This window comes from Streptomyces vietnamensis (genome assembly GCF_000830005.1).
Taxonomy (GTDB): Bacteria; Actinomycetota; Actinomycetes; order Streptomycetales; family Streptomycetaceae; genus Streptomyces; species Streptomyces vietnamensis.
Window position 1 is genome coordinate 6,751,555 of record NZ_CP010407.1, and the last position, 23,286, is coordinate 6,774,840.

Below are 23,286 nucleotides of genomic sequence, written 5' to 3' on the forward strand. Positions count from 1 at the left end.
CATCCGCGTCACCGGCCCCGTCCGCCCGCAGTGGGCGGGGCCGGTGCACCGGACCGGAGGGAACCACAATGGCTCAGCCTGCAAAGGGGCCGGCACCCGCCGAAGGCCCGTGTTCCACCCCGTCCACCACCACCTCGGCCACGGCCGAGTGCCACCCGGTGGACGAGAAACTCCCCGCCTCGCGGCTCGTCCCCGCGGCACTCCAGCACATCGCCGCCATGTACGCGGGCGTCGTCACCCCTCCGCTCATCATCGGCCAGGCCGTCGGTCTCGACGCCGCCGGAATGACCCGGCTCATCGCGGCCGGCCTGCTCATCGCCGGCTGTGCGACCCTCCTGCAGACCCTCGGCCTCGGACGCTTCGCCGGCAACCGGCTCCCGTTCGTCAACGCCGCCTCGTCCGCCGGCATCGCCCCGATGCTCGCCATCGCCGAGACCAGCGCCCCCGGACACCAACTCCCCGCCATCTACGGTGCGGTGATGGTCGCCGGAGTCTTCTGCCTCGCCGTCGGACCCTTCTTCGGCAGGCTCCTGCGCTTCTTCCCGCCGCTCGTCACCGGCGTCGTGATCACCCTCATCGGCGTCACCCTGATGCCCGTGCCCGTCAGCTGGGCCCAGGGCGGCGACAAGACCGCCGCCGACTTCGGCGCCATGAAGTACCTGGCGCTCGCCGGCTTCACGCTCGTCGTCGTCCTGCTCTTCCAGCGCTTCGGCAAGGGCTTCGTCAAGCAGATCGCCCTGCTCCTCGGCCTGCTCATCGGCACCCTCGCCGCGATCCCCTTCGGGATGGCCGACTTCAGCGCCCTGCGCGAAGCGCCCGTCGCGGCCCTGCCCGCACCCTTCGCCTTCGGCGCCCCCGAGTTCCAGCCCGCCGCGATCCTCTCCCTGTGCATCGTGATGCTGGTCCTCATGACCGAGTCCAGCGCCGGCATGCTCGCCCTCGGCGAGATCTGCGAGCGCCGCAGCGACGGGAAGACCATCACCCGCGGCCTGCGCACCGACGGCATCGCCACCCTGCTCGGCCCCGTCTTCGGCGGCTTCCCGACCTCCGCCTTCGCGCAGAACGTCGGCGTCGTCTCGCTGACCCGGGTCCGCTCCCGGTACGTGGTCGCCGCCGCCGGCGGAGCCCTGCTCGTCCTCGGCGCCTTCCCCGTCCTCGGCGCGGTCGTCTCCATGGTCCCGATGCCCGTCCTCGGCGGCGCCGGCATCGTCCTCTTCGGCTCGATCGCGGTCAGCGGCATCCGTACCCTCTCCGAGGCCGGACTCGACGACAGCTCCAACATCATCCTGGTGGCCGTCGCGCTCGGAGCGGGCATCATCCCGCTCGCCGCGCCCACCTTCTACGCCGACTTCCCGGCCTGGGCCCAGACGGTGCTCGGCTCCGGCATCAGCGCGGGCGCGCTCGTCGCCGTCCTGCTGAACCTTTTCTTCCACCATCTCGGCACCCGGAGCCGTCACGCGGCTCCGGCACTCAAATCCTCCTAGGGTCCTGCCGTGCCCGAACCATCCCCGAGGAATGAAGGAAGCACCGCCATGGCAGCACCTTCGGCAACCCAGCGCATCGTCATCGAGAACGCGGCGATCGCGACCGTCGACGCGAACGACACCGAGTACGCCTCCGGGTACCTCGTCGTCGCCGACAACAGGATCGAGTCCCTCGGCGCCGGCAAGGCGCCCGAGGGCCTGGAGAACGTGGTCCGCAGGATCGACGCCACCGGTCATCTGGTGACGCCCGGCCTGATCAACACCCACCACCACTTCTACCAGTGGATCACCCGAGGTCTGGCCACCGACCACAACCTCTTCAACTGGCTGGTCGCGCTCTACCCGACGTGGTCGCGGATCGACGAGTCGATGGTCCGCGTCGCCGCCCAGGGCTCCCTGGCGATGATGGCCCGCGGCGGTGTCACCACGGCCATGGACCACCACTACGTCTACCCGCAGGGCTCCGGCGACCTCTCCGGCGCCATCATCGGTGCTGCCGCCGACATGGGCGTTCGCTTCACCCTGGCCCGCGGCTCCATGGACCGCAGCGAGAAGGACGGCGGCCTGCCGCCGGACTTCGCCGTCGAGACCACCGAGGGCGCGCTCGCCGCGACCGAGGAGACGGTGCGCAAGTACCACGACGCCTCCTTCGACGCGATGACCCAGGTCGCCGTCGCCCCCTGTTCGCCCTTCTCCATCTCCACCGAGCTGCTCCGCGAGGGCGCCGCGCTCGGCCGCCGTCTCGGCGTGCGCATGCACACCCACGGCTCGGAGACCGTGGAGGAGGAGAAGTTCTGCCACGAGCTCTTCGGCATGGGCCCGACGGACTACTTCGAGTCCACCGGCTTCCTCGGCGAGGACGTGTGGATGGCGCACTGCGTCCACATGAACGACTCCGACATCGAGGCCTTCGCCCGCACCAAGACCGGTGTCGCGCACTGCCCGTCCTCCAACGCGCGCCTCGCCGCCGGCATCGCCCGCGTACCGGACATGCTCAAGGCGGGCGTCCCCGTCGGCCTCGGCGTCGACGGCACCGCCTCCAACGAGTCCGGCGAGCTCCACACCGAGCTGCGCAACGCGCTCCTCATCAACCGACTCGGCGCCCACCGCGAGGCCGCGCTCAACGCCCGCCAGGCCCTGCGCCTCGGCACCTACGGCGGCGCCCAGGTCCTCGGCCGCGCCGACAACATCGGTTCCCTCGAGGCCGGCAAGCTCGCCGACTTCGTCCTCTGGAAGATCGACGGCCTCGGCCACTCCTCGATCGCCGACCCGGTCACCGCCATCGTCTTCGGCGCGGCGGCCCCGGTCACCGCCTCCTTCGTCAACGGCAAGCAGATCGTCGAGAACAACCGACTGCTGTTCGCCGACGAGGAGCAGATCGCGCGCGACGCGCGCGCGGAGGCGCAGCGCCTGGCCCGCATCACGGCCCAGAGCTGAACCTCCCCATGGAGTCCGACCGAGGGGGACGGCCCTCGGTCGGTCGCCGCGGACCCGAGCGGGGTCCGCGGCAGCCCGACCGGGTGGTGCCGTACGCAGAAGACGTACGGCACCACCCGGGACGGTGAAGCCCGCACCCCCACACGGGCACCCGTCCCCGCGCCGCATCCCCTCCGCGCGCACCCGCTCCACTCTCTTCACCCTGCACCGAGCCGCACCTCCTGCACTTCGCACCGCATCGCACCACCTCCCTGAACCCCTCGTCGCCGCCGACGTGTAACCGACCGGAGGAACCGCCGTGGCCGCCCAGCCCCAGGTTCGCAATGCAACCGACGCAGGCTCCGCTCCCGAAGACCTTGAGAAGCACCCGGTCGACGAGACGCTGCCCCCTCTCAAGATGCTCACCAGCGGCCTTCAGCACGTCGCCGCCATGTACGCGGGCGTCGTCGCCCCGCCCCTGATCGTCGGAGCGGCCATAGGCCTCTCCGGCACCGAGCTCACCTTCCTCACCGGCGCGAGCCTCTTCACCGCCGGACTCGCCACCTTCCTGCAGACGCTCGGGGTCTGGAAGATCGGCGCCAAGCTGCCGTTCGTCAACGGCGTCACCTTCGCCGGTGTCGCGCCGATGCTGGCGATCGTCAACACCACCGAGAACAAGGCGGACGCGCTGCCCGTGATCTTCGGCGCGATCATCGTCGCCGGACTCCTCGGCTTCGCCGCCGCCCCCTTCTTCTCCCGGCTCGTGCGGTTCTTCCCGCCGGTCGTCACCGGCTCCGTGATCACCCTCATCGGCGTCTCCCTCCTCCCGGTCGCGTTCGGCTGGGCCCAGGGGCCCAATCCCAAGGCCGAGGACTACGGTTCGACCACGTACCTCTCGCTCGCCGGCATCACGCTCGTCGTGGTCCTGCTGCTCCGCCGCTTCACCCGCGGCTTCCTCAAGCAGGTCGCGGTCCTGGTCGGTCTCGTCCTCGGCACGATCATCGCCATACCGTTCGGGGTCACCGACTTCTCCCCGGTGAAGGAGGCCGACCTCGTCGGCTTCCCGACCCCCTTCCACTTCGGCGCCCCGCAGTTCGCCCTCGCCGCGATCGTCTCCATGTGCGTGGTCATGCTGGTCTCCATGACCGAGTCGACCGCCGACATGCTGGCGCTCGGCGAGATCGTCGAGCGGCCCGCCGACGCGAAGACCATCGCGGCCGGACTGCGCGCCGACACCCTCGGCTCCGCGCTCAGCCCGCTCTTCAACGGCTTCATGTGCAGCGCCTTCGCGCAGAACATCGGCCTGGTCGCCATGACCAGGATCCGCAGCCGCTTCGTCGTCGCCTGCGGCGGCGGCTTCCTGGTCCTCTTCGGCCTCTCGCCGGTCGCCGCCTCGCTCATCTCGGTCGTGCCCCGGCCGGTCCTCGGCGGCGCGGGCGTCGTCCTCTTCGGCTCGGTCGCCGCCAGCGGCATCCAGACCCTGGTCAAGGCCGGCCTGGAGAAGGACAACAACGTGCTGATCGTGGCCGTCTCGCTGGCCGTCGGCATCATCCCGATCACCAAGCCGGAGTTCTACCACGCCTTCCCGGAGACCGCGAAGATCATCCTGGACTCCGGCATCTCCACCGGCTGCGTGGCCGCCGTCCTGCTCAACTTCGTCTTCAACCACCTGGGCCGGGGCCGCGACGCCGACGAGGTCACCGCGCCCATGGAGCCCGGCGAGGAGATCTCCGGCACCGCCGGCGCGAAGGCGGCGCACGCCCACTGAACCCGCTCATCGTCCCACCGCCCGCCCCGGTCCCCGCGCACGCCGCGAGGCCCGGGGCCGTGGTGCTGGTCAACCCCAACACCTCCACCGCCACGACCGCGATGATGACCGCCATCGCCCGCCGCACCCTGGGGCCCGCCCTCCCCGTCCGGGGCGTGACCGTCGCCCGGGGCCCGCGCATGCTCACCGACCCGGACGCCCTGCGTGCCGCCGCCCCCGAGGTCCTCGCCGCCGGCCTCCGCGCCACGACCGGGGGCGACTGCGCCGCCCTCCTCGTCGCCGCCTTCGGCGACCCGGGCCTGGCCGAGCTGCGCGCGGCGACCAGCACGACCAGCACGACGAGCACGACCAGGGCGACGAGCACGGCCGGGGCAGCCGGAGTCCGGGCTGCCGGATTCCCGGTGGTCGGAGCGACCGGAGTTCCGGCTGCCGGAGCCCCGGTCGCCGGGATCCCCGTGGTCGGCATCGGTGAGGCGGCGCTGCTGGAAGCGGCCGCCGCCGGGACCCCCTTCGGCGTCGCCACCACCACCCCGCTCCTCGCCGATGCCATCCACGCGCGCGTGACCGCCCTCGGACTCGCCGACCTGTACACCGGGATCCGCCTCACCGCCGGCACCCCCGAACGGCTCTCCGCCGACCCGGTGCTCCTCCTCGACCGGCTTGAGCGTGCCGTCCGCGCCAGTGCCGAACGGGACGGGGCCCGCGCCGTCGTCATCGGCGGCGGCCCGCTCGGCGAGGCGGCCGAGGAACTCCAGGCCCGCTGCGCGGTCCGGGTCGTCGCCCCGATCCCGGCGGCCTGCCGCGCGATCGCCCGCCTGCTGACGGCCTGACGGCCGTCGGCGGCGCTCACTGCTCCACCGCGATCCGGCGGCGGCACTCCCGGGCCAGCGAGGGGTAGGCGGCGGCGATCGCCTCGTACAACCGCCGCCGCAGCAGCCGTTCGGCCTCGCCCCGGCCGGTCTCCCCGTACAGCCCGTCGAGCAGCGCCTCGTACCGCGACAGGGCGTGCCGCAGATAGCTCACCTGCCACCGCACCAACGCCCCGGCAGGGTCCGGCCCGGGGCTCCGGGCCCCCAGCAGGTGCCGGTGCCGCACCGCCCGCCGCTCCAGTTCGGGTCGGGGCAGCAGAGGCACCTCGATGGGCTCCGCGCGGATCGCCGTCAGGACGGCGGCCCGCCGCCGCTCGGCGTGGATCCCGGAGGCCGAGGCCCGGCAGAGCGCGGCCGTCTCGGTGAACCCGGGCGTCCGCTCCACCGCCTCCACCCGGGCCAGGAGGTAGAGCCGCACGGGCGCGAGGGACCAGCGGCGCGGATCGCGCCCCTGCACGTCGGGCGTGCCGAGCAGGTCCCGCACCATCGCGTCGGTCCAGCCGCGCCGGCGCACCCCGGCGAGCGTCACATAGGTCGTACGGTCCGTCATGATCCCCCCTGATTCGACTACGGAGCGTGACGATCCCAGTGAAGCGCACCCCACTGACAGCGACCCCCTTGTCGGGTCGCCGCCGACTGTGCGATATAGGTCTGGACCTTTTCGACGGACGGAGGCCGGCCCGTGCAACGCCCCCTCGCCGCAAGCCTGTTGACCGCGCTCACGCTCGCCCTCGCCGCCTGCTCCGGCGCCGCCGCACCCGCGCCGAAGGACACCCGGGCACCCACCGCCCCCACCGGGGTCACCGCCACCGCCGGCAGCGCCGGCACCGTCCACGTCATGTGGAGCGCGGCCACCGACGACCGCGCCGTCACCGGATACGCCGTCTACCGAGAGGGCCGCAAGGTCAAGGACCTCCCCGCCACCACCCTGATGACCGACGTCGTCGGCCTCACCCCCGAGACCCGCCACCGCTTCACCGTCCGCGCCCGCGACGCCGCCGGCAACGTCTCACCCCCCAGCGCCACCGTCACCGCGACCACCCTCCCCGCCACCGCCGAGGACCACACGCCCCCCACCACCCCGACCGCCCTCCGCGTCACCGCCGACGGCAGCCGCGCCGCCACCCTCCGCTGGTCCCCGGCCCGCGACGACACCCGCGTCACCGCGTACGACGTCTACCAGGCCGACACCCGCATCCACACCGTCCCCGGCACCGCCACCACCGCCCACCTCACCGGCCTGCGCCCCGGCACCGCCTACGCCTTCACCGTCCGCGCCCGCGACGCCGCCGAGAACTCCTCCCCGGACAGCACCCCGGCCGACCTCACCACCGCCCCGTCCCCGGGAGCCCCGCCGAACACCGCCCCCCAAGATCTCACCGCCACGGCCACCAAGGGCGAGATCACCCTCACCTGGACCCCGCCGAGGACGGGCGCCCCCGTCACCCAGCACGAACTCCACCTCAACGGCCGCTTCGCCACCACCATCGTCTGGGGCACCGCCCCACCCCCCGGCCGCGCCACCTACACCTTCCCGGTCCAAGACCCCCCAGGCACCCGCTACACCGTCACCCTCCGCGCCCGGCTCCCGGACGGCACCTGGGGCGACTTCTCGGCCCCGCGGACGGTGGTGGTGCGCTGAACTCCGCGGCACCTGGCCGGAATCGCACCCTTTCGCCGGACCTGATGGCCCCTCACCCTGCGATCAGGGGATGCGACAGGCCGCTTGGGGGGCGCCGATGTCCGAGCCGATCTACGTACCCGCGCTGCCCGCCCGGTGGAGTGCGCTCACCGCGTACGAGCTGCTGACACCGGACGTACGCACGCGCGTGGCGCCTCTCTGGACGGTCCCGCCCCGCGTCGGCGGCTCCCGCACCCTGGGCACGCGCCCGTTCCACCCGCTCGATCCGGACCCGTCCGCACTCGCCTGCCACCTGCGGACCGCGCTGCGCCGACTGGTGGCCGTGCAGAGCGGTCTCCCCGCCTGGGTGGACACCTTCCACGCGGAGGACGAGCCGTGGCACCTCGTCACGGAGTTCCGGCACGGCCTGGCGGGGACCCCGCTCCGACCGGTCACCGGCGTCGAGCGGGACGTCCGGCAGCAGACGGCGTCCGCCGAGGCCGCTCGCGCGAGCGGAAACGGTCTGGGCGTCCGGGTGTTGCTGCACGCGCTCCCCGACGAGCGGATGAGGGACGAGGTCGGTGGACTCCTCGAACGGATCGGGTTCGCACACTGCCCGGTGGACCTCCTGCTCGACCTGGGAGGGGTCGACAACGAGCACCGGCCGGCAGAGAAGTGGGCGCTGCGCGCCCTCGGGCTGCTCGGCCCCCTCCACCACTGGCGGACGATCGCCGTGCTCGCCGGTTCCTTCCCCCGTACGTTCCCCGAGGGCTACGGGGCCCCGCTCGCGGAGGCCCAGCGATTCGACTGGGACCTCTGGCACATGCTCGTCGACGGACCCGAACGGCCGCGCGCCCGCGTCACCTACGGCGACTACGGAGCCGACCACACCGGAGGTGCCGACCGGCCCGGCACCGCGGGTGGCGGCTCCCCCTGGGGCGTCGTGCGCTACACCACCGACCGCACCTTCCTCCTGGGCCGGGTGCCCACCCAGGGGCCCGACCACGCGGACGCGATCCGCGCGCTCGTCCGGGAGATCGTCGAAGCGGAGGACTTCCGGGGAGCGGAGTTCAGCGAGGGGGAGCGGTGGCTCTCCTCATGCGCGGGCGGATCGGGATCCGCCGGAGCGGGCACCCCCGCCGTCTGGCTGCGGGCCGGCCACGTCCAGCACATGGCCCAGGTCGTCCGCGGCCTACGACGACACTCCTGCCCCACCGTCCTTGCCCGCCGGAACCGGCTCCCCGGAATTACCCTGGGAAGCGTGGCCGGGACCGTTCTCACCAACACCGGGCTCGACAGCTTCCTCGACGGAGCGCCCGAGCATCGTGACCCCGCGTTCGCGCGGGCCGCCGAAGCGGTCCTGGGGCTGCTGGCCCTGCGCGGCGCCGACCGGGCGACAGGGGTGCCCGAACCGACCCCGGGGCTCGTGCGGCAGCTCCTGGTCGAGGACCTGCCGACCTTCGTCTACGCGCCGCCCGACGAGCTCGCCGCCTACCCGGCCGTCCTCGGGGCGCTCGCGGCACGGTTCGACGGAGGGCGGCGCGAGCGGATCGCCGTGGTCGTCGCCGAGTCCGCGCCCGACTTCGAACGCGCCATGAACGACCCCGGCAACCTCACCTGGCACCGCTGGTACGCCTCGCTCCTGCGGACCGTCGGCGCCGACCTCGCCGACCCCGAGGACGTAAGGCGCCGCCTCGCCGCCCTCGACGGAGCGCCGCTCCCCGACGGCGTGCGCCGCGCCCACCTCATGGGGCGGACCGCCCTCGCCGACGTCCTGCTCGCCGAGGCGCTCACGCGCGCGTACGTACGGGACGCCGAGACGCCCCCGCCCGCCGGGCCGCTGCTCACCGACCACGCCGTCGCGACCGGCATCGGGCGGCTCGCCGGCGCGCTCCTGGACCGGTGGACCGCCGCCGGGCTCGCCGAACAGCTCGCCGGCCCGTACGCGCGGTTCGCGCCGGGACCCGAGGCCTTCCCGCACCTCGTCCTCGCCGACGCCCTCCTCGACGAGCACCTCGACTACTACGGGGACCCCGCCGCCCCCGTGCCCCCGCCGCCCGCGATCGAGGCCGGGCCCGTCGAGGAGGACGCCGACGCCCTCATCGCGGCCGTCGAGGAGCTCGCGGAGGAGGAGTTCGAGCCCTACGGGGGCGAGGCCCCGCACCTGCTGTACGCGGTCTACCAGCGCGGCTGCTCCGCCGATTCCGTCGCCCGCAAGGCCGCCGAGTACGAGGACTGGTCCGTCGACCCGGCCCTGGAGGACCTGCCCGTACCGGTGCCGGACGCGGCACCCGACACGTACACCACTCCGCCCGTACCGGAGCTCGTACGCCTCCTCGGCACGGCGGAGCTGAACGAGGCCGACCGGGCCCGGCTCGAAGGACCGGCCCGCGACCTCGCCGTGGTCCTCGACCGCCTCGCCGCCACCGGCCTGGTCTTCCGCGCCGGCGACGCCTTCGGGCTCACCCCGCGCGGTGCGGGCGTCGTGCGCTACCTGCTGGGGGTGCGCGGGGTCGCCGCGCCCGACGCCGCCGAGGCCGTCGCCTGGACCGCGCCGGACGTGATCGCCGCCGCCGGGGGCTGGTCGACGTCCGTCGCCGCGCGCGTACTCGCCGACTGGCTCCACGCGCGCGCGGACACCGCCGACGCCTGGTCCCAGCTGCTCGCCGCCCTCGGCACCGTCCACGCCGGCACCGCCGAGGCGGCAGCCACCCGCGGTCTCTTCGCCGTCCTGGACACGGCCGGCGCACCGCCCGAGGCCCTGCGCGGCGCCCTCCGCGACCCGGTCATCGGCGCGTACGCCCTGGAGGCCCTGCGGAAGAGGGGCGAGCCGGCGGACCCGATCCAGGTGCGGACCTCGGCCCGGGCGCTGCACGTCCTCGACGCGCTGCCCGCCAAGAAGGGGCCCCTGGAGTCCCGCCGCGCCGCCTTCGACACGGCGGCGGCCGCCTGGCCGGGCGGTTCCGCCGCCCTGGTCCGCGCGATGGCGGCGGCGGACCGGCACGAGACCGAGCGGGTCCTGCGCCCGCTCGGCATCGCTCTCCCGTGACGGTCACCGCCCCGCTCGGCATCGCTCTTCCGTGACGGTCACCGCCCCGCTCGGCATCGCGCTCCCGTGAGACCGGCGGGCGTCACCCCGTCGTGAGGTACATCCCCGACGCACCCGACCCGGCCGTGTTCTTGCAGCTCTTGTTCCCGGTCGGGGAGGCGTAGACCAGCGCCAGGCAGCGGCCCAGGCCCTGCTGGCCGTAGGCGTTGGGGTGCATCGACTCCTGGACGAGGCCCTGCGTGCTCTGGCTGTCGATCCAGCGCGCCCACTCGCTCGAAGCCGCCGACGGGGGCACGGTCGCCGTCACCTGCTTGCTGGCCTTGGCGCAGACCTCGCGGCCCTGGAGCGCGTCCCGCAGGTCCAGGAACTGCACGCCCTTCGCCGTGGCGACGCCCTTGAGGCGGTCGGCGATCTGGGGGACCAGGGAGTCGCGGGCCCAGTCGGAGTCGAGGTTCCAGAAGGGGCAGCCACCGGTGTTCGTACGGGCCCAGCCGCTCTCCGCGTACCGGTTCTCGGCGGCGCGCGGGATGGGGGAGGGGTACGACTGGAGGACGATCCGGTAGTCGGAGGCGGCGTATCCGGCGGTGGTCATGACCGCCCGGATCTCGTCGACGGACCGGCCGACGGCGGCCATCACGCCGTCGATCTTCGCGTCGACCTCGGCCTGCTGGTCGTCGTGGCAGTACGAGTACCAGACGATGTAGTCGGTCGCGCAGGTGGAGATGATGTCGGCGAAGCCGAGGTCGTTGCCGCCGATGGACAGCGCGATCAGCTTGACGTCGTTCGCGGCGGCGACGGCCGCCAGCTGGTCGGCCTGGGGCGCCTCGCCCTTGAAGGCCTGGCCGCCCTGGGAGGCGCGGAAGACGTTCTCCGTGGTCGCCCCGGAGCAGGCGAGGTTGATGAGCGAGCTCGCGATCGCGCCCGCGCTCTTCACCTCGGCGGTGTCCGAGCGGTGGCAGCCGCCGGCGGTGCTGCCGTACACCCGGGACGGGTCGTACGTGCTGCCGGTCCAGGCGCGGTCGGTGCCGTTGCGGCTGCCGGAGTTGGTGAGGCTGTTGCCGAGCCAGCGGCCGGCCTCGCCGGAGATGTAGCTGTCGCCCATGGCGACGACGGCGGTGGGGCCGGAGCCGGGGGAGGCGTGGGCGACGGGGGCGGTGAGGGAGGCGAGCCCGGCGGCGGTACACAGTGCCAGGAGTGCGCGCAGCGCACGGTGGGGGGTCGAAGGCATGGCTGTGCTCCTGCGGTATGTGGTACGCAGTGACGAGGGGACAGCCGCCGGCCGGTGGCATGGCGGAATCTCGCACGGCGTGGCTTGTTACCGCTAGGTAGCTGCATATCTCGGTTGCGTCACGTCGTCTGTGCGGTCACAGGAACGGAGACAGGGCCTCTTCCCGGTGCTGTGCGACACCGGGAAGAGGCCCTGCTCAGGTTGCTGTCGGCGGCTGTGCGGGCAGCCGAATCAGCCGTACGGGTGGGGTCAGCCGACCAGCTGCTCGTACGCGGGAAGCGTCAGGAAGTCCGCGTAGTCCGCGTCGAGGGAGACGTGCAGGAGCAGGTCGTGGGCCTGCTGCCACTTGCCGGCCGCGAAGGCCTCGTCGCCGATCTCGGCGCGGATCGCGGCCAGCTCCTCGGCGGCGACCTTGCGGGCCAGCTCCGGGGTGGCGGTCTCGCCGTTCTCGAACACGACGCCCGCGTTGATCCACTGCCAGATCTGGGAGCGGGAGATCTCGGCCGTGGCCGCGTCCTCCATCAGGTTGAAGATGGCGACGGCGCCGAGGCCGCGCAGCCACGCCTCGATGTAGCGGATGCCGACCTGGACGGCGTTGCGCAGGCCGTCGTACGTCGGCTTCGCGTCGAGCGAGTCGATGGCGATGAGGTCGCCGGGCGCGACGGAGACGTCCTCGCGGAGGCGGTCCTTCTGGTTCGGCTTCTCGCCGAGGACGGCGTCGAAGGAGGCCATCGCGATCGGGACCAGGTCGGGGTGGGCGACCCAGGAGCCGTCGAAGCCGTCGCCGGCCTCGCGGTCCTTGTCGGCCTTGACCTTCTCGAACGCGACCTTGTTGACCTCGGCGTCCTTGCGGGACGGGATGAAGGCCGCCATGCCGCCGATCGCGTGCGCGCCGCGCTTGTGGCAGGTGCGGACGAGGAGTTCGGTGTACGCGCGCATGAACGGGGCCGTCATCGTGACCGCGTTGCGGTCCGGAAGGACGAACTTGGCTCCGCCGTCACGGAAGTTCTTGACGATGGAGAAGAGGTAGTCCCAGCGGCCCGCGTTCAGTCCCGCGGCGTGGTCGCGGAGCTCGTAGAGGATCTCCTCCATCTCGTACGCGGCCGTGATGGTCTCGATGAGGACCGTGGCGCGGACGGTGCCCTGCGGGATGCCGACGTAGTCCTGGGCGAAGACGAAGATGTCGTTCCAGAGGCGGGCCTCCAGGTGCGACTCCGTCTTCGGGAGGTAGAAGTACGGGCCCTTGCCGAGGTCGATCAGACGCTGGGCGTTGTGGAAGAAGTAGAGGCCGAAGTCGACGAGCGCGCCGGGCACCGGGCGTCCGTCGAAGGTGAGGTGACGCTCCTCCAGGTGCCAGCCGCGCGGCCGCATGACGACCGTGGCGAGCTGGTCGGCCGGCTTCAGGGCATACGACTTGCCCGACTTCGGGTCCGTGAAGTCGATCTTCCGGGTGTACGCGTCGATCAGGTTGACCTGACCCAGGACCACGTTCTCCCAGGTGGGCGCGGAGGCGTCCTCGAAGTCGGCGAGCCAGACCTTCGCGCCGGAGTTGAGCGCGTTGATCGTCATCTTGCGGTCGGTCGGGCCGGTGATCTCGACGCGGCGGTCGTTCAGGGCCGCCGGGGCCGGCGCGACCTTCCAGGAGTCGTCGGCGCGGATCGCGGCGGTCTCCGGAAGGAAGTCCAGGGTGGACGTACGGGCGATCTCGGCGCGACGCTCCGCTCGGCGGGCGAGGAGCTCGTCCCGGCGCGGGGTGAACCGCCGGTGCAGTTCGGCGACGAAGGCCAGGGCGGCCTCGGTGAGCACCTCCTCCTGACGCGGGAGGGGCTCGGCATCGACGACGGCCAGGGGGGACGGCGCTGGTGCGGACATGAACTGTCACTTCCTTCAGCGGACTTCACGGGCGGTGCCAGGCGGCCGCCGGGCGTCACGGGACGGCACTGAGTGCCGCAGGCGCCGAGATACGGCCGCGAGAGCCCTCTGCACGAACAAGGGCTTCTGAAGAGTGGATACTAGTTTCCTCATGGTGGAAGTTCAATGGTTTGTTGATGTCGAGATTCTCTGGATCGACAGAACATGGCGCTCAGTGCCATCCCGTTCACTCCAGGTGCGACAGATCCGCCTCCGTGTCGATGTCGTAGGGCTCGGCCACATCCGAACAGTCCACCAGCGTGATCGCATCCCGGTGCGCCGCCAGATAGTCCCGCGCGCCCCGGTCACCCACCGCCCCCTCGGCGATCCCCGCCCAGCGGTCCGCGCCGAACAGCACCGGATGGCCCCGCTTCCCCTCGTACGAGGCCGCCACCAGCGAATCCCGTGAGCCGTACGCCGCCCGGACCCGGGCCACGGCCTCCGCCCCGATCCCCGGCTGATCGACCAGGAACACGAGCGCCGCGTCCACGCCCCGCGGATCGGCGGCCAGCGAACCGAGCCCGACCCGCAGCGAGGCCCCCATTCCCTCCGCCCACTCCGGGTTGTCCACGAGTACGCACCCGGGCAGCTCCGCCCGCTCCCGTACGACCTCGGCCGACGCCCCGAGCACCACGTGCACCACCTCGCACCCGGCCGCGCGCAACACCCCCACGGCATGCTCGACCAGCGGCCGCCCCCGATGCGGGAGCAAGGCCTTGGGCCGCCCCCCGAGCCGCCTCCCACCCCCGGCGGCGAGCAGCAGTCCGGCGACGACGGGGGTTCGATCACGTGTCGTTGTCATGGGGACTGCATACCTCATGAGACGGAATCACACGGTCGCCTGAATTCCGCCCACCAAGGGTGGCGCGGGGGGTGGCGAAGGAGTTAACTGACCCCCACTCACGGCGCCCGACCGCCGACCGGGGGGGGTCGGCTCGGAGTGTTCGGAGTGTCCGGAGTGTTCGTCGTACGGAGTTCTGCGCACAGTGTTGTGCGGGGGGAGAACCATGTTGCGAAGCGTGGGGCAGAGGCGAGTGACCGGCGAGGGCATGGACCCCAGGGTGGCCGAACTGCGGTCCGCCGTCTCCCGGCTCCGGCGCGAACTGGCCGCGCTCCGGGTCGATTTCGCCGACCGCGGCATCGCCGAGGACGAGCTCGCCGCCCTCGACGCCATGGCGCTCAGCGGCGACCCCGAGGTGCGGCGGCTGCGCCGCTCGCTGCTGCTCGTCGCGGGCTGCGTCGGCTCCGTCAGCGCCCTCGCCGAGGCGCTCGCCGGGGTCCGGCGCGCGGTCGAGCTCTTCGGTCCCCCGCAGCCCGGGCAGTAGACCGGCGGCCGGCCTCTGACCGGCCCCCGGAGGCCCCTCCGGAGCGGGACCTTCGGGTACCCGGGAGGGGTTTGCAGGGCCCTGTGCGATGGCCGAACCGGAGAGAAAGCTTCCATCCTGAAGGCAGGCCCGTTCCGGCGGGCCCGACCGGAAGGTGGTGGTGGACGTGGAGGCCACGGGTGACGAGTTGCCGCGGGGCGCCCCGGTTCCCGGCGGTCCCGACCCGCTGGGAGACCCGTATCTGCGGACACGATTCGCCCTGCCGAGCCGCCCCGGCACGTTCCTGCGCCGTGACCGGCTGGTCGAGCACCTCGAACAGGCCCTGCTGACCCCGCTGACCGTGGTCAACGGCAGTGCGGGGGCCGGCAAGACCCTCCTGGTCGCCGACTGGGCCGCGAACCTGGGGCGGCCGGTCGCCTGGCTCGCCCTCGATGCGGCGGTCGAGGGTCCGGGGATGTTCTGGGCCCATCTGCTCCAGTCCCTGAACGCCGCCGGTGTACCGGCGCCCACCGCCGTCGGCTTCCCCGCCGACGCGACGCGGGTCCCCCACACGCTCCTGAGCCGACTCGCCTGGGCACTCGCCGGGCGCGACCGGCCCGTCACCGTGGTCATCGACGAGTTCGAGCGGATGACCGACCCCGAGGTCGGGCGGCAGCTGGAGTTCGTCCTGCGGCACGCGAGGCCGGGACTGCGCCTCGTCCTCGTCAGCCGTACCGAACCCCTCCTCCCGCTCCACCGCTACCGCCTCGCCGGTGAGATGACCGAGATCCGGGACGCCGAGCTGGCCTTCACCACCGAGGAGGCGGTCGACCTCCTCGAACTGCACGGGCTGTCACTGTCCGTCCCGGTGGCACGGGCGCTGGTGGAGCGCACCCGGGGATGGGCGGCCGGCCTCCGGCTGAGCGCCCTGGCCGCGCGGTCGACCCCGGATCCCGAGCGCTATCTGAAGGAGTTCGAGGCGGGGCGCAGCACGATCGCCGACTTCCTGCTGGCCGAGGTGCTGGAACGGCAGACACCGGAGACGCAGGACCTGCTGCTGCGGATCAGCGTGCTGGACCGCTTCTGCCCCGAGCTGGCGGACGAGCTGACCCGGCGGCGCGACGCCGCGACGATCCTGGCCGCGCTGCACCGCGCCAACGCCTTCGTCGAGGACTTCGGGCAGGGCTGGTACCGGCTCCACCCGTTGTTCCGGGAGATCCTCCGGGCCCATCTGCGCCAACGCGCCCCCGGCCTCGAGCAGGAGCTGCACCGGCGCGCCGCGCACTGGCTGCGGCGCTTCGGCACGCTCCCCGAGATGCTGGCGCACGGCGCCGCCGCCCAGGACTGGACGTACATGGCCCGGGCCCTGGTCGAGGACCTGGCGATCGGACAGCTCTTCACCGGCCTCGGCTCCGTGGAGCCGGCGGACTGGTTCGCCGGGATGGAGGGAGAGGCGCCCGACCCGTCCCTGAACCTCGTCCGCGCCGCGTGCGAGCTGTCCCGCCCGGCTCTCGACGGCGGCCTGGCGCACCTGCGCCGCGCGGCGGAACAACTGGCGGCCGACGACCGCGGCTCCCCGGCGGCCCTGCTGAGCTGCGCCCTGCTCGAGGCGCTCGCCGGACGGCTGGCCGGCTCGGCGCACCAGGCCGAGCGCGCCACCCGGGCGGCCCGACGGCTGATGCCGCAGCTGCCCTCCCGGCTGCTGGACGGGCACCCGGAACTCACCGCCCTCCTGCTGACCCACGTGGGCTCCGCGCGGCTGTGGGCCGGACACCGCGACGAGGCCCGGGCCGCCCTCACCGCGGTGACCCGCGGTCCCCGTACGGCGTCCACGGTCCTCCCGCGGATGGAGGCGCTGGAACACCTGGCGCTCGTCGAGCACCTCGACGGCCGGCCGAGCGCGGCGGAACGCAAGGTCTTCGCGATGACGGCCGAGGCCGAGCGGTACGGCCTCGCCCAGCCGTCGGGTTCCGGGCTCGGACAGCTGGTGCTCGCCGCGGTCGCCCTCGACCGGGACGAGGCGGACCGTGCCGAGGCCCTCCTCGCCCGGACGTCCGACCAGCCGCCGCCGGACCCGGTGACGGCCGCCGTCAGGCGGGCCGTGACGGCCGGCGTGCTCCTGGCCCGGGGCCGTACGCGGGAGGCGCTGGCCGTCGCGGCCCGGCCCGTCCCCGCCGCCGAGGCATCGCCCTGGGCGCAGGGCCGTGCCGCCCTGGCCGCTTCGGAAGCCCATCTGGCCGAGGGCCGCCCGGACGCGGCCGTCGAAGTCCTCCGCCAGGTCGTCGGCGAGCTGCCGGAGTGCACCGTCGGCGCGGCGCGGGCCCACCTCGCCGCCGGCGACCCCGGCACGGCCCTCCGCCTGCTCGACGGCCTCGCGGCCCACGGGAGCGCCGGCCCGGGGGTGCTCGTACCGGCCGCGTTGGTACGGGCACAGGCGGCGGCGCTGGAGGGGGACACCGCCACCGCCCGCAGGATGGTCGCCCAGGCCCTCGCCGAGGGGCGCCGCGAGGAGCTCAGGCGCGCCTTCCGGGCCGCCGGACCCTGGATCGCTCCCTTCCTGGCCGAGCCCCCGCTGCGGGCGTCGGCCGCCGGATGGCTCGTACCCGAATCCGAGTCGTACGGCGGGACGGAGCGGGACGGACGCGGAACCGGGCCGGGCGCGCCGGTGGAGCAGCTCAGCGGACGGGAGCGGGAGGTCCTGGAGCGGCTCGCCCGGGCGATGTCGACCGAGGACATCGCCGCCGACCTGTTCGTGTCCGTGAACACGGTGAAGACCCACCTCAAGAGCGCCTACCGGAAGCTGTCGGTGCACCGGCGCAACGACGCCGTCCGCCGTGCCCGCGAGCTGCGGCTGCTGTGACCGGACGCCGGGCACCGCGGGGCGCACCCGTCCCGCGGCCCTCCCTCACCCGCGCCGGGTGAGGCGGACGGTGACCGTTTCGGATGTGATGGCGGCGAGGGTGGACTCGACCTTCCGCTGCCGCCGACACCGGCGGCCGAGCCCGGCGAGGTGGCGACCGTGAAGAAGTGGCGCGCTCTGATCGTGCTGGGGACGGCCCAGTTCCTGATGGTGCTCGACACCGCCGTCATGAACGTCTCCATCAGCCAGCTGGTCGAGGACTTCGACACCGAGGTGACCGCCATCCAGGCCGTCATCACCCTGTACGCCCTGGTCATGGCCGCCTTCATGATCATCGGAGGCAGGATCGGGGACATCCTGGGCCGTCGCCGCGTCTTCCTGATCGGCATGACCGTCTACGGCGTCGGATCGGCCCTGACCGCCGTGGCGCCCCGTCTGTGGGTCCTGGCCCTGGGATGGTCGGTCATCGAGGGGCTCGGCGCCGCCCTGGTGCTGCCGTCCATGGCGGCCCTCGTCGCCGAGTCCTACCGGGGCCGCGACCGCTCTGTCGCGTACGGCGTCGTCGGGGGCCTGGCCGGTGCCGGCATCGCGGTCGGCCCGCTGCTCGGCGGCTGGGTGACGACGTACCTCACCTGGCGCCTGGTCTTCGCGGGCGAGGTCGTGGTGGTGCTGGCCGTGCTGCTCCTGCGGCGGGCGGTCCCGGAGACGCCCCGGCCGAGCCGGCGCCCCGGTCTGGACGTCGTCGGTGCCGTGCTGTCGGCGGCCGGTCTGGGCCTCGGCGTGCTCGGCGTGCTGCAGAGCAGCAGCTGGGGATGGGTGGAGCCGCGCAACCCGCCCTTCACCGTCTTCGGCTTCGCCCCCACGCTGTTCGTGGTCGGGGCCGGTGTGGTGGTCCTCTTCCTCTTCCGGGTCTGGGAGGAGCGGCGGGAGGCCGCCGGCGCCGACCCCCTGGTCCATCTGGCCCTGTTCCACAAGCCCCCGCTGCGCTCGGGGCTGATGACCCTGCTGAGCCAGAACCTCATCCTGCTGGGGCTGTTCTTCACCATCCCGCTCTATCTGCAGGTGGTGCAGGGGCTCGACGCCTTCGAGACGGGACTGCGGCTGCTGCCGGTCTCCGTCACCATGCTCGCGGCCTCCCTTGGCGCGGCGAAGCTCGGACGCAGGCTGGGACCGAAGCGGATCGTACGGATGGCCCTGGTGCTGCTCCTCGCCGCCATCGCCTGGCTCCTCGGCACCATCGACCCGGTCATCGACGACAGCCAGTTCTTCGCGGCCATGGCGCTCCTCGGCCTGGGCATGGGGCTGCTCGCCTCGCAGCTCGGCAACGTCGTCCAGTCCAGCGTCGGGGAGCGGGAGCGCAGCGAGGTCGGCGGTCTGCAGTTCACCGCCCAGAACCTGGGGTCCGCGCTGGGCACGGCCCTCATCGGGTCCCTGCTGATCGGGGCCCTGGCCCAGGCCTTCACCACCCGGGTGGAGGACGACCCGAGGCTTTCGGACGAGGCGCGCCTGCAGACGAGCGTCGCACTGGAGGCCGGGATCAGCTTCGTCCCCACCGACCAGGTCCGTGCGGCGGCGGAGGACGCGGGACTTCCGCCCCAGGAGGTGGACGCCGTCACCGACTCGTACGCCTCGGCCCAGCTGGCCGGCCTCAAGGCGGCCATCCTCGCGACCGGGGGCATCACCCTGGCGAGCTTCCTGGTGACGCGCGGCCTCCCCGGTGCGGGCGGGGCCACCGGTGCGGAAGGGGCCACGGGCGCAAATGGGGTCGCTGGTACGGGTGGGGACACCGGTACGGGCGGGGCCGCGGCGGACGGCCCCGCGGGTGCGGGCCGCCGCCGCGACACCGAAGGTCCCGCGCCGTCGGAGCCCGGTTCCGAGGGCCCCTGAGTCACCCGCGCAGGGTGAGGCAGCCGGAGACGCGCAGACGGACCATCGCATCAGGGCCCGACCGGCCCTGTGACAGCCACCCCCACCACGGGAAGGGCAGATCATGCAGTACGAGATCCGGATCGACGGGCTCATGTCGGAGACGCTGATCGGATCCTTCCCCGAGCTGGAGCACGTGATGATCTCCGGCCAGACGGTGCTGTACGGCCCTCTCGTGGACGAGGCCCACCTCTACGGCCTGCTGGCCCGCTTCCAGTCCCTCGGACTGCACGTGGTGGAACTGCGGCGGCTGCCGGAATGACCGAGACGGACCCCGGCGGAAGCCCGGCGGGAGAAGGAACCGGAAACGGAGCCGAGACATGGACGCACAGATGTACCTCGCCTACGACTATCCGCTGCTGAGCATGTTCTGGACCATGCTGTGGTTCTTCCTGTGGATCCTGTGGTTCATCCTGCTCTTCCGGATCATCGGTGACATCTTCCGCGACGACGCCCTGGGCGGCTGGGGCAAGGCCGGCTGGATGGCGTTCGTCATCCTGCTGCCGTTCCTCGGCGTGCTCGTCTACGTGATCGCCCGCGGCAAGAGCATGGGCCGCCGCGAGATCGACCACGCCCGCGAGAAGCAGCAGGCCTTCGACGCCTACGTCCGCGAGACCGCCGGCGGCGGCAGCAGGCCCAGCCGGGCCGAGGAACTCCACCGGCTCGCCGACCTCCGCACCCGGGGCGACATCAGCGAGGAGGAGTTCCAGCGGGCCAAGGCCCTCGTCCTGAACGACGACCGTCCGTCCACCCCCGCCGGCACCACCACGGCCCCTCAGTGAGACGGGCCGGGGAGAAGGAGAGACCGAGATGAACGCCACGCACACCGCTCCCGCGTCATCGGCGAAGTACGCCTGGGCCGGAGGCCTGCGGATGTTCGCCGCCGTCATGCTCTTCCTCGCGGGACTGCTCGGCATCTTCCGCGGGATCATGGCCATCGCCGAGGACGAGGTCTTCGTCACCACGCGCAACTACGTCTTCCAGTTCGACCTCACCGGTTGGGGCTGGGTCCATCTGGGCCTGGGCATCGTCGCCGTGCTGGTCAGCTTCGGACTCTTCGCGGCGGCAGCCTGGGCGCGGTACACCGGCATCGGCATCGCCGCGCTCGTGATCATCGCCAACTTCCTGTCGCTGCCGTACTACCCGTGGTGGTCCGTCATCGTGATCGTGATGTCCGGGTTCATCATCTGGGCCCTGTGCGTCGACCGGGGCGAGGACGTCGTCGGTCGTCCCACCGACGGGAGGCTGCCGTGAAGGACCTCAAGTTCGAGCAGAAGAGCTCCCTGACCCGTACCGAGGCCGCCGACCAGCTGGAGGCGCTCGCCGACGCGCTCAGGGCGGGTGAGGAGGCCGAGGTTCCGCTGGGCACCGGCGTACTGAGCCTGCGGGTCCCGGAAGAACTCCGCAGCGAGGTGGAGTTCGAGGTCGACGACGGCGAGATCGAGCTGGAGATCGAGCTGAAGTGGCGGACGGGCTCCGGCTCGCGCGACACGGCCGCCCCCGAGGGGAAGGCCGACGAGGCGGAGGCGCCCGAACCGGAGCCCGAGCAGAAGATCAGACCCGAGCCGAAGACCAGGCCCGGGACGAAGAGGGCCGAGGCGAAGAAGACCGAGGCGGGGAAGAAGGCCGAGGCCGGGAGCGCGTCGCCCGCACCCGCCGCCCGGAGACGGAAGGCCACGTCACCGGCCAAGTCCAGGCGCACCGCCGCGAAGGCCGCGTGAGCCGGTCCCCGCTCGGGGTCGGGGTTCTCGTTTCACCCGCTTGACCTGGCTGCCGTGCCGGTGCGGCCGGGCACGAGTTGGGTGGGAACCCCGACCCCCGAGAAGGGTGACCGCCATGTACGAGATGCACATCGCGCCCGACGACTCCAGCGGACTCCTGGTCTGGCACGTGATCGCCAAACAGGCGGACAACAGCCTCTGCGGTCAGGCCGTCGACCGTGGCGCGGACGGGATGCGGACGGACCGGCACTGTCTGTCGTGCATGCGGTCCTTCCAGGAGCTGATGGCCGCGCGGGCCGACTCGTCGGCCGGGGGCCGGCCCGACGGCCTCACCGTCTGATCAGCCGGCGCGCCGTCGCCGCCGCCACCGCCGCCGTGCGCGAGTCCACGCCCAGCTTCGCGAAGATGTGCACCAGGTGGGACTTCACGGTCGCCTGGCTCAGGAAAAGGGCCTTGCTGATCTGCTGGTTCGACAGGCCCTCGCCCACCAGCTGGAGGACCTCCAGCTCCCGCTTGGTCAGGGCCTCCGCCGGGGTCCGCATCCGGTCCATCAGCCGGTGCGCCACCGCCGGTGCGAGGGCCGACTGCCCGGCCGCCGCCGTCCGGACCGCCGCCGCCAGCTCCTCCGGCGGCGCGTCCTTCAGGAGGTAGCCGGAGGCGCCCGCCTCCACCGCCGCCAGGATGTCCGCGTCCGTGTCGTACGTCGTCAGGACCAGCACCTTCGGCCCGCCCGGGACCGCCGTGATCGCCGCCGTCGCCTCCGAGCCGTGCATCCCGGCACCGAACTGCAGGTCCATCAGGACCACGTCCACATCGCCGGCGGCGGCCAGCTCCACCGCGCGCTCGGCCGTGGCCGCCTCCGCGACCACCGCGAAGTCCGGCTCGGTGTCGAGGACCGCGCGCAGGCCCGCCCGTACCACCGGGTGGTCGTCGGCGAGGAGGAGTCGGATGGTCATGCTTCAGGCTCCAGCGGGGAGGGGAAGGGAGACGGCGACGGCGGTGCCCTGGCCGGGCGCCGCCTCGACGGTGAACGTGCCGCCCAGCGACTCCGCCCGCGAGCGCATCGCCGGAAGCCCGAAACCGCCGTCGGACGAGGGGCGTACGGAAGCGGGGTCGAAGCCCAGGCCGTCGTCGACCACGTCCAGGGTCACCGACGCGTCCATGAAGGAGAGGGTGATCTCGGCCCGCGAGGCCGCCGCGTGCCGCACCGTGTTCGCGAGCGCCGACTGCGCGATCCGCAGCAGCGCCACCTCGTACGGGGTCGGCAGCTCCACCGGCGTGCCGCTCACCGAGAAGCGGACCCGGGGCCCCGGCGCTCCGCCCGGCTCGCACAGGCGCTCCAGGGCCCCCGCGAGGGAGCCGTGCTCCAGGTCCGGCGGCGTGAGCGCCCGGACGAAGCGCCGGGCCTCCGCCAGGTTGTCCTGCGCCGCCTCGCGCGCCCGGCCGATGTGGCCCGCGGCGGGGGAGTCCGGCGGAAGCTGCCGCTCGGCCGCCCGCAGCAGCAGCTGGATCGACGACAGGCCCTGCGCGAGCGTGTCGTGGATCTCCCGCGCGAGCCGCTCCCGCTCGGCGAGCGTCCCCGCGTGCCGCTCCGCCGCCGCCAGCTCCGCCCGCGTCTCGATCAGCTCCTCGATGAGCCGGCGCCGCCGCTCGCTCTCCCGGTACAGGGCCTCGTAGCCGAGGACCGTCGCCACCGCGACCGCCGCACCGAGCAGCGGCCCGATGAAGACCCCCGGATTGAGCGGGGCGCCGTGCCCCACGTACGAGAGGATCGCCGCGCCCGCCGTCAGCACCACGGTCGGCAGCGACCAGCGCACCGGCAGCAGGTGCAGCTGGAGGAAGTACAGCGGGAAGGCAAGCCAGAGCGCCTCCGGCGTGAGCCAGAGCAGCACGAGCCAGGACGCTCCGAGGACCGCCAGCCACACCGCGGCGGCCCGCTGCGAGCCCCGCACGGACGGCAGGTACGAGCCCGCCGCGTAGACCGCGCCCATGGCCACCGCCATCACCGTCCCGGCGGTCGAGTCCGCCCGTACCGCCGCCAGGACGAGCAGGCCCGCCATGAGGAGGTGCAGGCAGAGGCGCAGGGCGCGGAGAACGGGGGTGAGGGAGCGGGGATCCATGATTCCTCC

Annotated in this window: 20 protein-coding genes; 14 read left to right on the top strand and 6 right to left on the bottom strand. The window is 73.1% G+C overall.

Annotated elements, in window-relative coordinates; genetic code table 11:
• Window positions 1-68: 68 nt before the first annotated feature.
• The 4 genes from SVTN_RS30295 (at window position 69) to SVTN_RS30310 (ending at window position 5,498) form a co-directional block, all read left to right on the top strand.
• Window positions 69-1,484: a nucleobase:cation symporter-2 family protein gene (locus SVTN_RS30295; RefSeq protein WP_041131946.1), complete on the top strand. Its 1,416-nt coding sequence runs from the start codon at window positions 69-71 to the stop codon at window positions 1,482-1,484.
• Window positions 1,485-1,532: 48 nt separating this feature from the next.
• Window positions 1,533-2,921 (top strand): 8-oxoguanine deaminase, encoded by a 1,389-nt coding sequence (locus SVTN_RS30300; protein ID WP_041131947.1) that lies wholly within the window; start codon window positions 1,533-1,535, stop codon window positions 2,919-2,921.
• A gap of 298 nt (window positions 2,922-3,219) precedes the next feature.
• Window positions 3,220-4,668 carry a nucleobase:cation symporter-2 family protein gene (locus tag SVTN_RS30305; RefSeq protein ID WP_041131948.1) on the top strand — a complete coding sequence of 483 codons (1,449 nt, stop codon included), beginning with the start codon at window positions 3,220-3,222 and terminating at the stop codon, window positions 4,666-4,668.
• A 59-nt stretch (window positions 4,669-4,727) separates the two neighbouring features.
• On the top strand, window positions 4,728-5,498 hold the full coding sequence (locus SVTN_RS30310; protein ID WP_041131949.1) for an aspartate/glutamate racemase family protein: 771 nt from the start codon (window positions 4,728-4,730) through the stop codon (window positions 5,496-5,498).
• A gap of 16 nt (window positions 5,499-5,514) precedes the next feature.
• Here SVTN_RS30310 and SVTN_RS30315 read toward each other — a convergent pair whose 3' ends face one another.
• Window positions 5,515-6,087 carry a hypothetical protein gene (locus SVTN_RS30315; protein WP_041131950.1) on the bottom strand — a complete coding sequence of 191 codons (573 nt, stop codon included), beginning with the start codon at window positions 6,085-6,087 and terminating at the stop codon, window positions 5,515-5,517.
• Between the two features lie 132 nt (window positions 6,088-6,219).
• Here SVTN_RS30315 and SVTN_RS30320 point away from each other — a divergent pair, with 132 nt between their 5' ends.
• The gene (locus SVTN_RS30320) at window positions 6,220-7,179 is read left to right on the top strand and encodes a fibronectin type III domain-containing protein (RefSeq protein ID WP_041131951.1); all 960 of its coding nucleotides are present in this window, start codon (window positions 6,220-6,222) and stop codon (window positions 7,177-7,179) included.
• A 97-nt stretch (window positions 7,180-7,276) separates the two neighbouring features.
• A complete protein-coding gene (locus tag SVTN_RS42500) occupies window positions 7,277-10,207 on the top strand; it encodes a beta family protein (protein WP_159026510.1) in 2,931 nt (976 codons plus the stop codon).
• 82 nt (window positions 10,208-10,289) lie between these two features.
• On the opposite strand, the gene SVTN_RS30335 is transcribed toward SVTN_RS42500, so the two are convergent.
• The 3 genes from SVTN_RS30335 to SVTN_RS30345 form a co-directional block, all read right to left on the bottom strand.
• Window positions 10,290-11,435 carry a GDSL-type esterase/lipase family protein gene (locus SVTN_RS30335; protein ID WP_041131952.1) on the bottom strand — a complete coding sequence of 382 codons (1,146 nt, stop codon included), beginning with the start codon at window positions 11,433-11,435 and terminating at the stop codon, window positions 10,290-10,292.
• A 249-nt stretch (window positions 11,436-11,684) separates the two neighbouring features.
• A complete protein-coding gene (gene aceB, locus SVTN_RS30340; RefSeq protein ID WP_041131953.1) occupies window positions 11,685-13,307 on the bottom strand; it encodes a malate synthase A in 1,623 nt (540 codons plus the stop codon).
• Window positions 13,308-13,533: 226 nt separating this feature from the next.
• Entirely contained in the window at window positions 13,534-14,148 is a 615-nt protein-coding gene (locus SVTN_RS30345; RefSeq protein WP_041131954.1) for a nucleotidyltransferase family protein, read from the bottom strand.
• 205 nt (window positions 14,149-14,353) lie between these two features.
• Between SVTN_RS30345 and SVTN_RS30350 the strand changes: the two genes are divergently transcribed.
• The 8 genes from SVTN_RS30350 (at window position 14,354) to SVTN_RS30385 (ending at window position 21,497) form a co-directional block, all read left to right on the top strand.
• The gene (locus SVTN_RS30350; RefSeq protein WP_078908560.1) at window positions 14,354-14,671 is read left to right on the top strand and encodes a DUF5955 family protein; all 318 of its coding nucleotides are present in this window, start codon (window positions 14,354-14,356) and stop codon (window positions 14,669-14,671) included.
• A 160-nt stretch (window positions 14,672-14,831) separates the two neighbouring features.
• Complete coding sequence (locus SVTN_RS30355) at window positions 14,832-17,510, top strand: winged helix-turn-helix domain-containing protein (protein ID WP_052499384.1); 2,679 nt, start codon at window positions 14,832-14,834, stop codon at window positions 17,508-17,510.
• 159 nt (window positions 17,511-17,669) lie between these two features.
• Window positions 17,670-19,397: an MFS transporter gene (locus SVTN_RS30360; protein WP_078908561.1), complete on the top strand. Its 1,728-nt coding sequence runs from the start codon at window positions 17,670-17,672 to the stop codon at window positions 19,395-19,397.
• 103 nt (window positions 19,398-19,500) lie between these two features.
• Complete coding sequence (locus SVTN_RS30365; RefSeq protein WP_030693005.1) at window positions 19,501-19,698, top strand: hypothetical protein; 198 nt, start codon at window positions 19,501-19,503, stop codon at window positions 19,696-19,698.
• Window positions 19,699-19,756: 58 nt separating this feature from the next.
• Window positions 19,757-20,218, top strand: coding sequence for an SHOCT domain-containing protein (locus tag SVTN_RS30370; RefSeq protein WP_041131956.1), 462 nt, complete (start codon window positions 19,757-19,759; stop codon window positions 20,216-20,218).
• A gap of 28 nt (window positions 20,219-20,246) precedes the next feature.
• Window positions 20,247-20,690 (top strand): DUF7144 family membrane protein, encoded by a 444-nt coding sequence (locus tag SVTN_RS30375; protein ID WP_041131957.1) that lies wholly within the window; start codon window positions 20,247-20,249, stop codon window positions 20,688-20,690.
• On the top strand, window positions 20,687-21,157 hold the full coding sequence (locus SVTN_RS42505; protein WP_078908562.1) for an amphi-Trp domain-containing protein: 471 nt from the start codon (window positions 20,687-20,689) through the stop codon (window positions 21,155-21,157). The genes SVTN_RS30375 and SVTN_RS42505 overlap by 4 nt, the downstream gene beginning before the upstream one ends.
• Window positions 21,158-21,272: 115 nt before the next feature.
• The gene (locus SVTN_RS30385; protein WP_041131958.1) at window positions 21,273-21,497 is read left to right on the top strand and encodes a hypothetical protein; all 225 of its coding nucleotides are present in this window, start codon (window positions 21,273-21,275) and stop codon (window positions 21,495-21,497) included.
• On the opposite strand, the gene SVTN_RS30390 is transcribed toward SVTN_RS30385, so the two are convergent.
• Window positions 21,487-22,113 carry a response regulator gene (locus tag SVTN_RS30390; protein WP_041131959.1) on the bottom strand — a complete coding sequence of 209 codons (627 nt, stop codon included), beginning with the start codon at window positions 22,111-22,113 and terminating at the stop codon, window positions 21,487-21,489. The genes SVTN_RS30385 and SVTN_RS30390 overlap by 11 nt on opposite strands.
• A gap of 3 nt (window positions 22,114-22,116) precedes the next feature.
• A complete protein-coding gene (locus tag SVTN_RS30395; RefSeq protein WP_041131960.1) occupies window positions 22,117-23,277 on the bottom strand; it encodes a sensor histidine kinase in 1,161 nt (386 codons plus the stop codon).
• Window positions 23,278-23,286 lie beyond the last annotated feature (9 nt).

Excerpts from the sequence above, each read along its gene's own strand:
- SVTN_RS30295 (WP_041131946.1), top strand. The coding sequence starts at position 69 with ATGGCTCAGCCTGCAAAGGGGCCGGCACCCGCCGAAGGCCCGTGTTCC.
- SVTN_RS30365 (WP_030693005.1), top strand. The coding sequence starts at position 19,501 with ATGCAGTACGAGATCCGGATCGACGGGCTCATGTCGGAGACGCTGATC.
- SVTN_RS30350 (WP_078908560.1), top strand. The coding sequence starts at position 14,354 with ATGTTGCGAAGCGTGGGGCAGAGGCGAGTGACCGGCGAGGGCATGGAC.
- SVTN_RS30390 (WP_041131959.1), bottom strand. The coding sequence starts at position 22,113 with ATGACCATCCGACTCCTCCTCGCCGACGACCACCCGGTGGTACGGGCG.
- aceB (WP_041131953.1), bottom strand. The coding sequence starts at position 13,307 with ATGTCCGCACCAGCGCCGTCCCCCCTGGCCGTCGTCGATGCCGAGCCC.
- SVTN_RS30395 (WP_041131960.1), bottom strand. The coding sequence starts at position 23,277 with ATGGATCCCCGCTCCCTCACCCCCGTTCTCCGCGCCCTGCGCCTCTGC.
- SVTN_RS42500 (WP_159026510.1), top strand. The coding sequence starts at position 7,277 with ATGTCCGAGCCGATCTACGTACCCGCGCTGCCCGCCCGGTGGAGTGCG.
- SVTN_RS30385 (WP_041131958.1), top strand. The coding sequence starts at position 21,273 with ATGTACGAGATGCACATCGCGCCCGACGACTCCAGCGGACTCCTGGTC.
- SVTN_RS30370 (WP_041131956.1), top strand. The coding sequence starts at position 19,757 with ATGGACGCACAGATGTACCTCGCCTACGACTATCCGCTGCTGAGCATG.
- SVTN_RS30345 (WP_041131954.1), bottom strand. The coding sequence starts at position 14,148 with ATGACAACGACACGTGATCGAACCCCCGTCGTCGCCGGACTGCTGCTC.
- SVTN_RS30335 (WP_041131952.1), bottom strand. The coding sequence starts at position 11,435 with ATGCCTTCGACCCCCCACCGTGCGCTGCGCGCACTCCTGGCACTGTGT.
- SVTN_RS30315 (WP_041131950.1), bottom strand. The coding sequence starts at position 6,087 with ATGACGGACCGTACGACCTATGTGACGCTCGCCGGGGTGCGCCGGCGC.
- SVTN_RS30300 (WP_041131947.1), top strand. The coding sequence starts at position 1,533 with ATGGCAGCACCTTCGGCAACCCAGCGCATCGTCATCGAGAACGCGGCG.
- SVTN_RS30375 (WP_041131957.1), top strand. The coding sequence starts at position 20,247 with ATGAACGCCACGCACACCGCTCCCGCGTCATCGGCGAAGTACGCCTGG.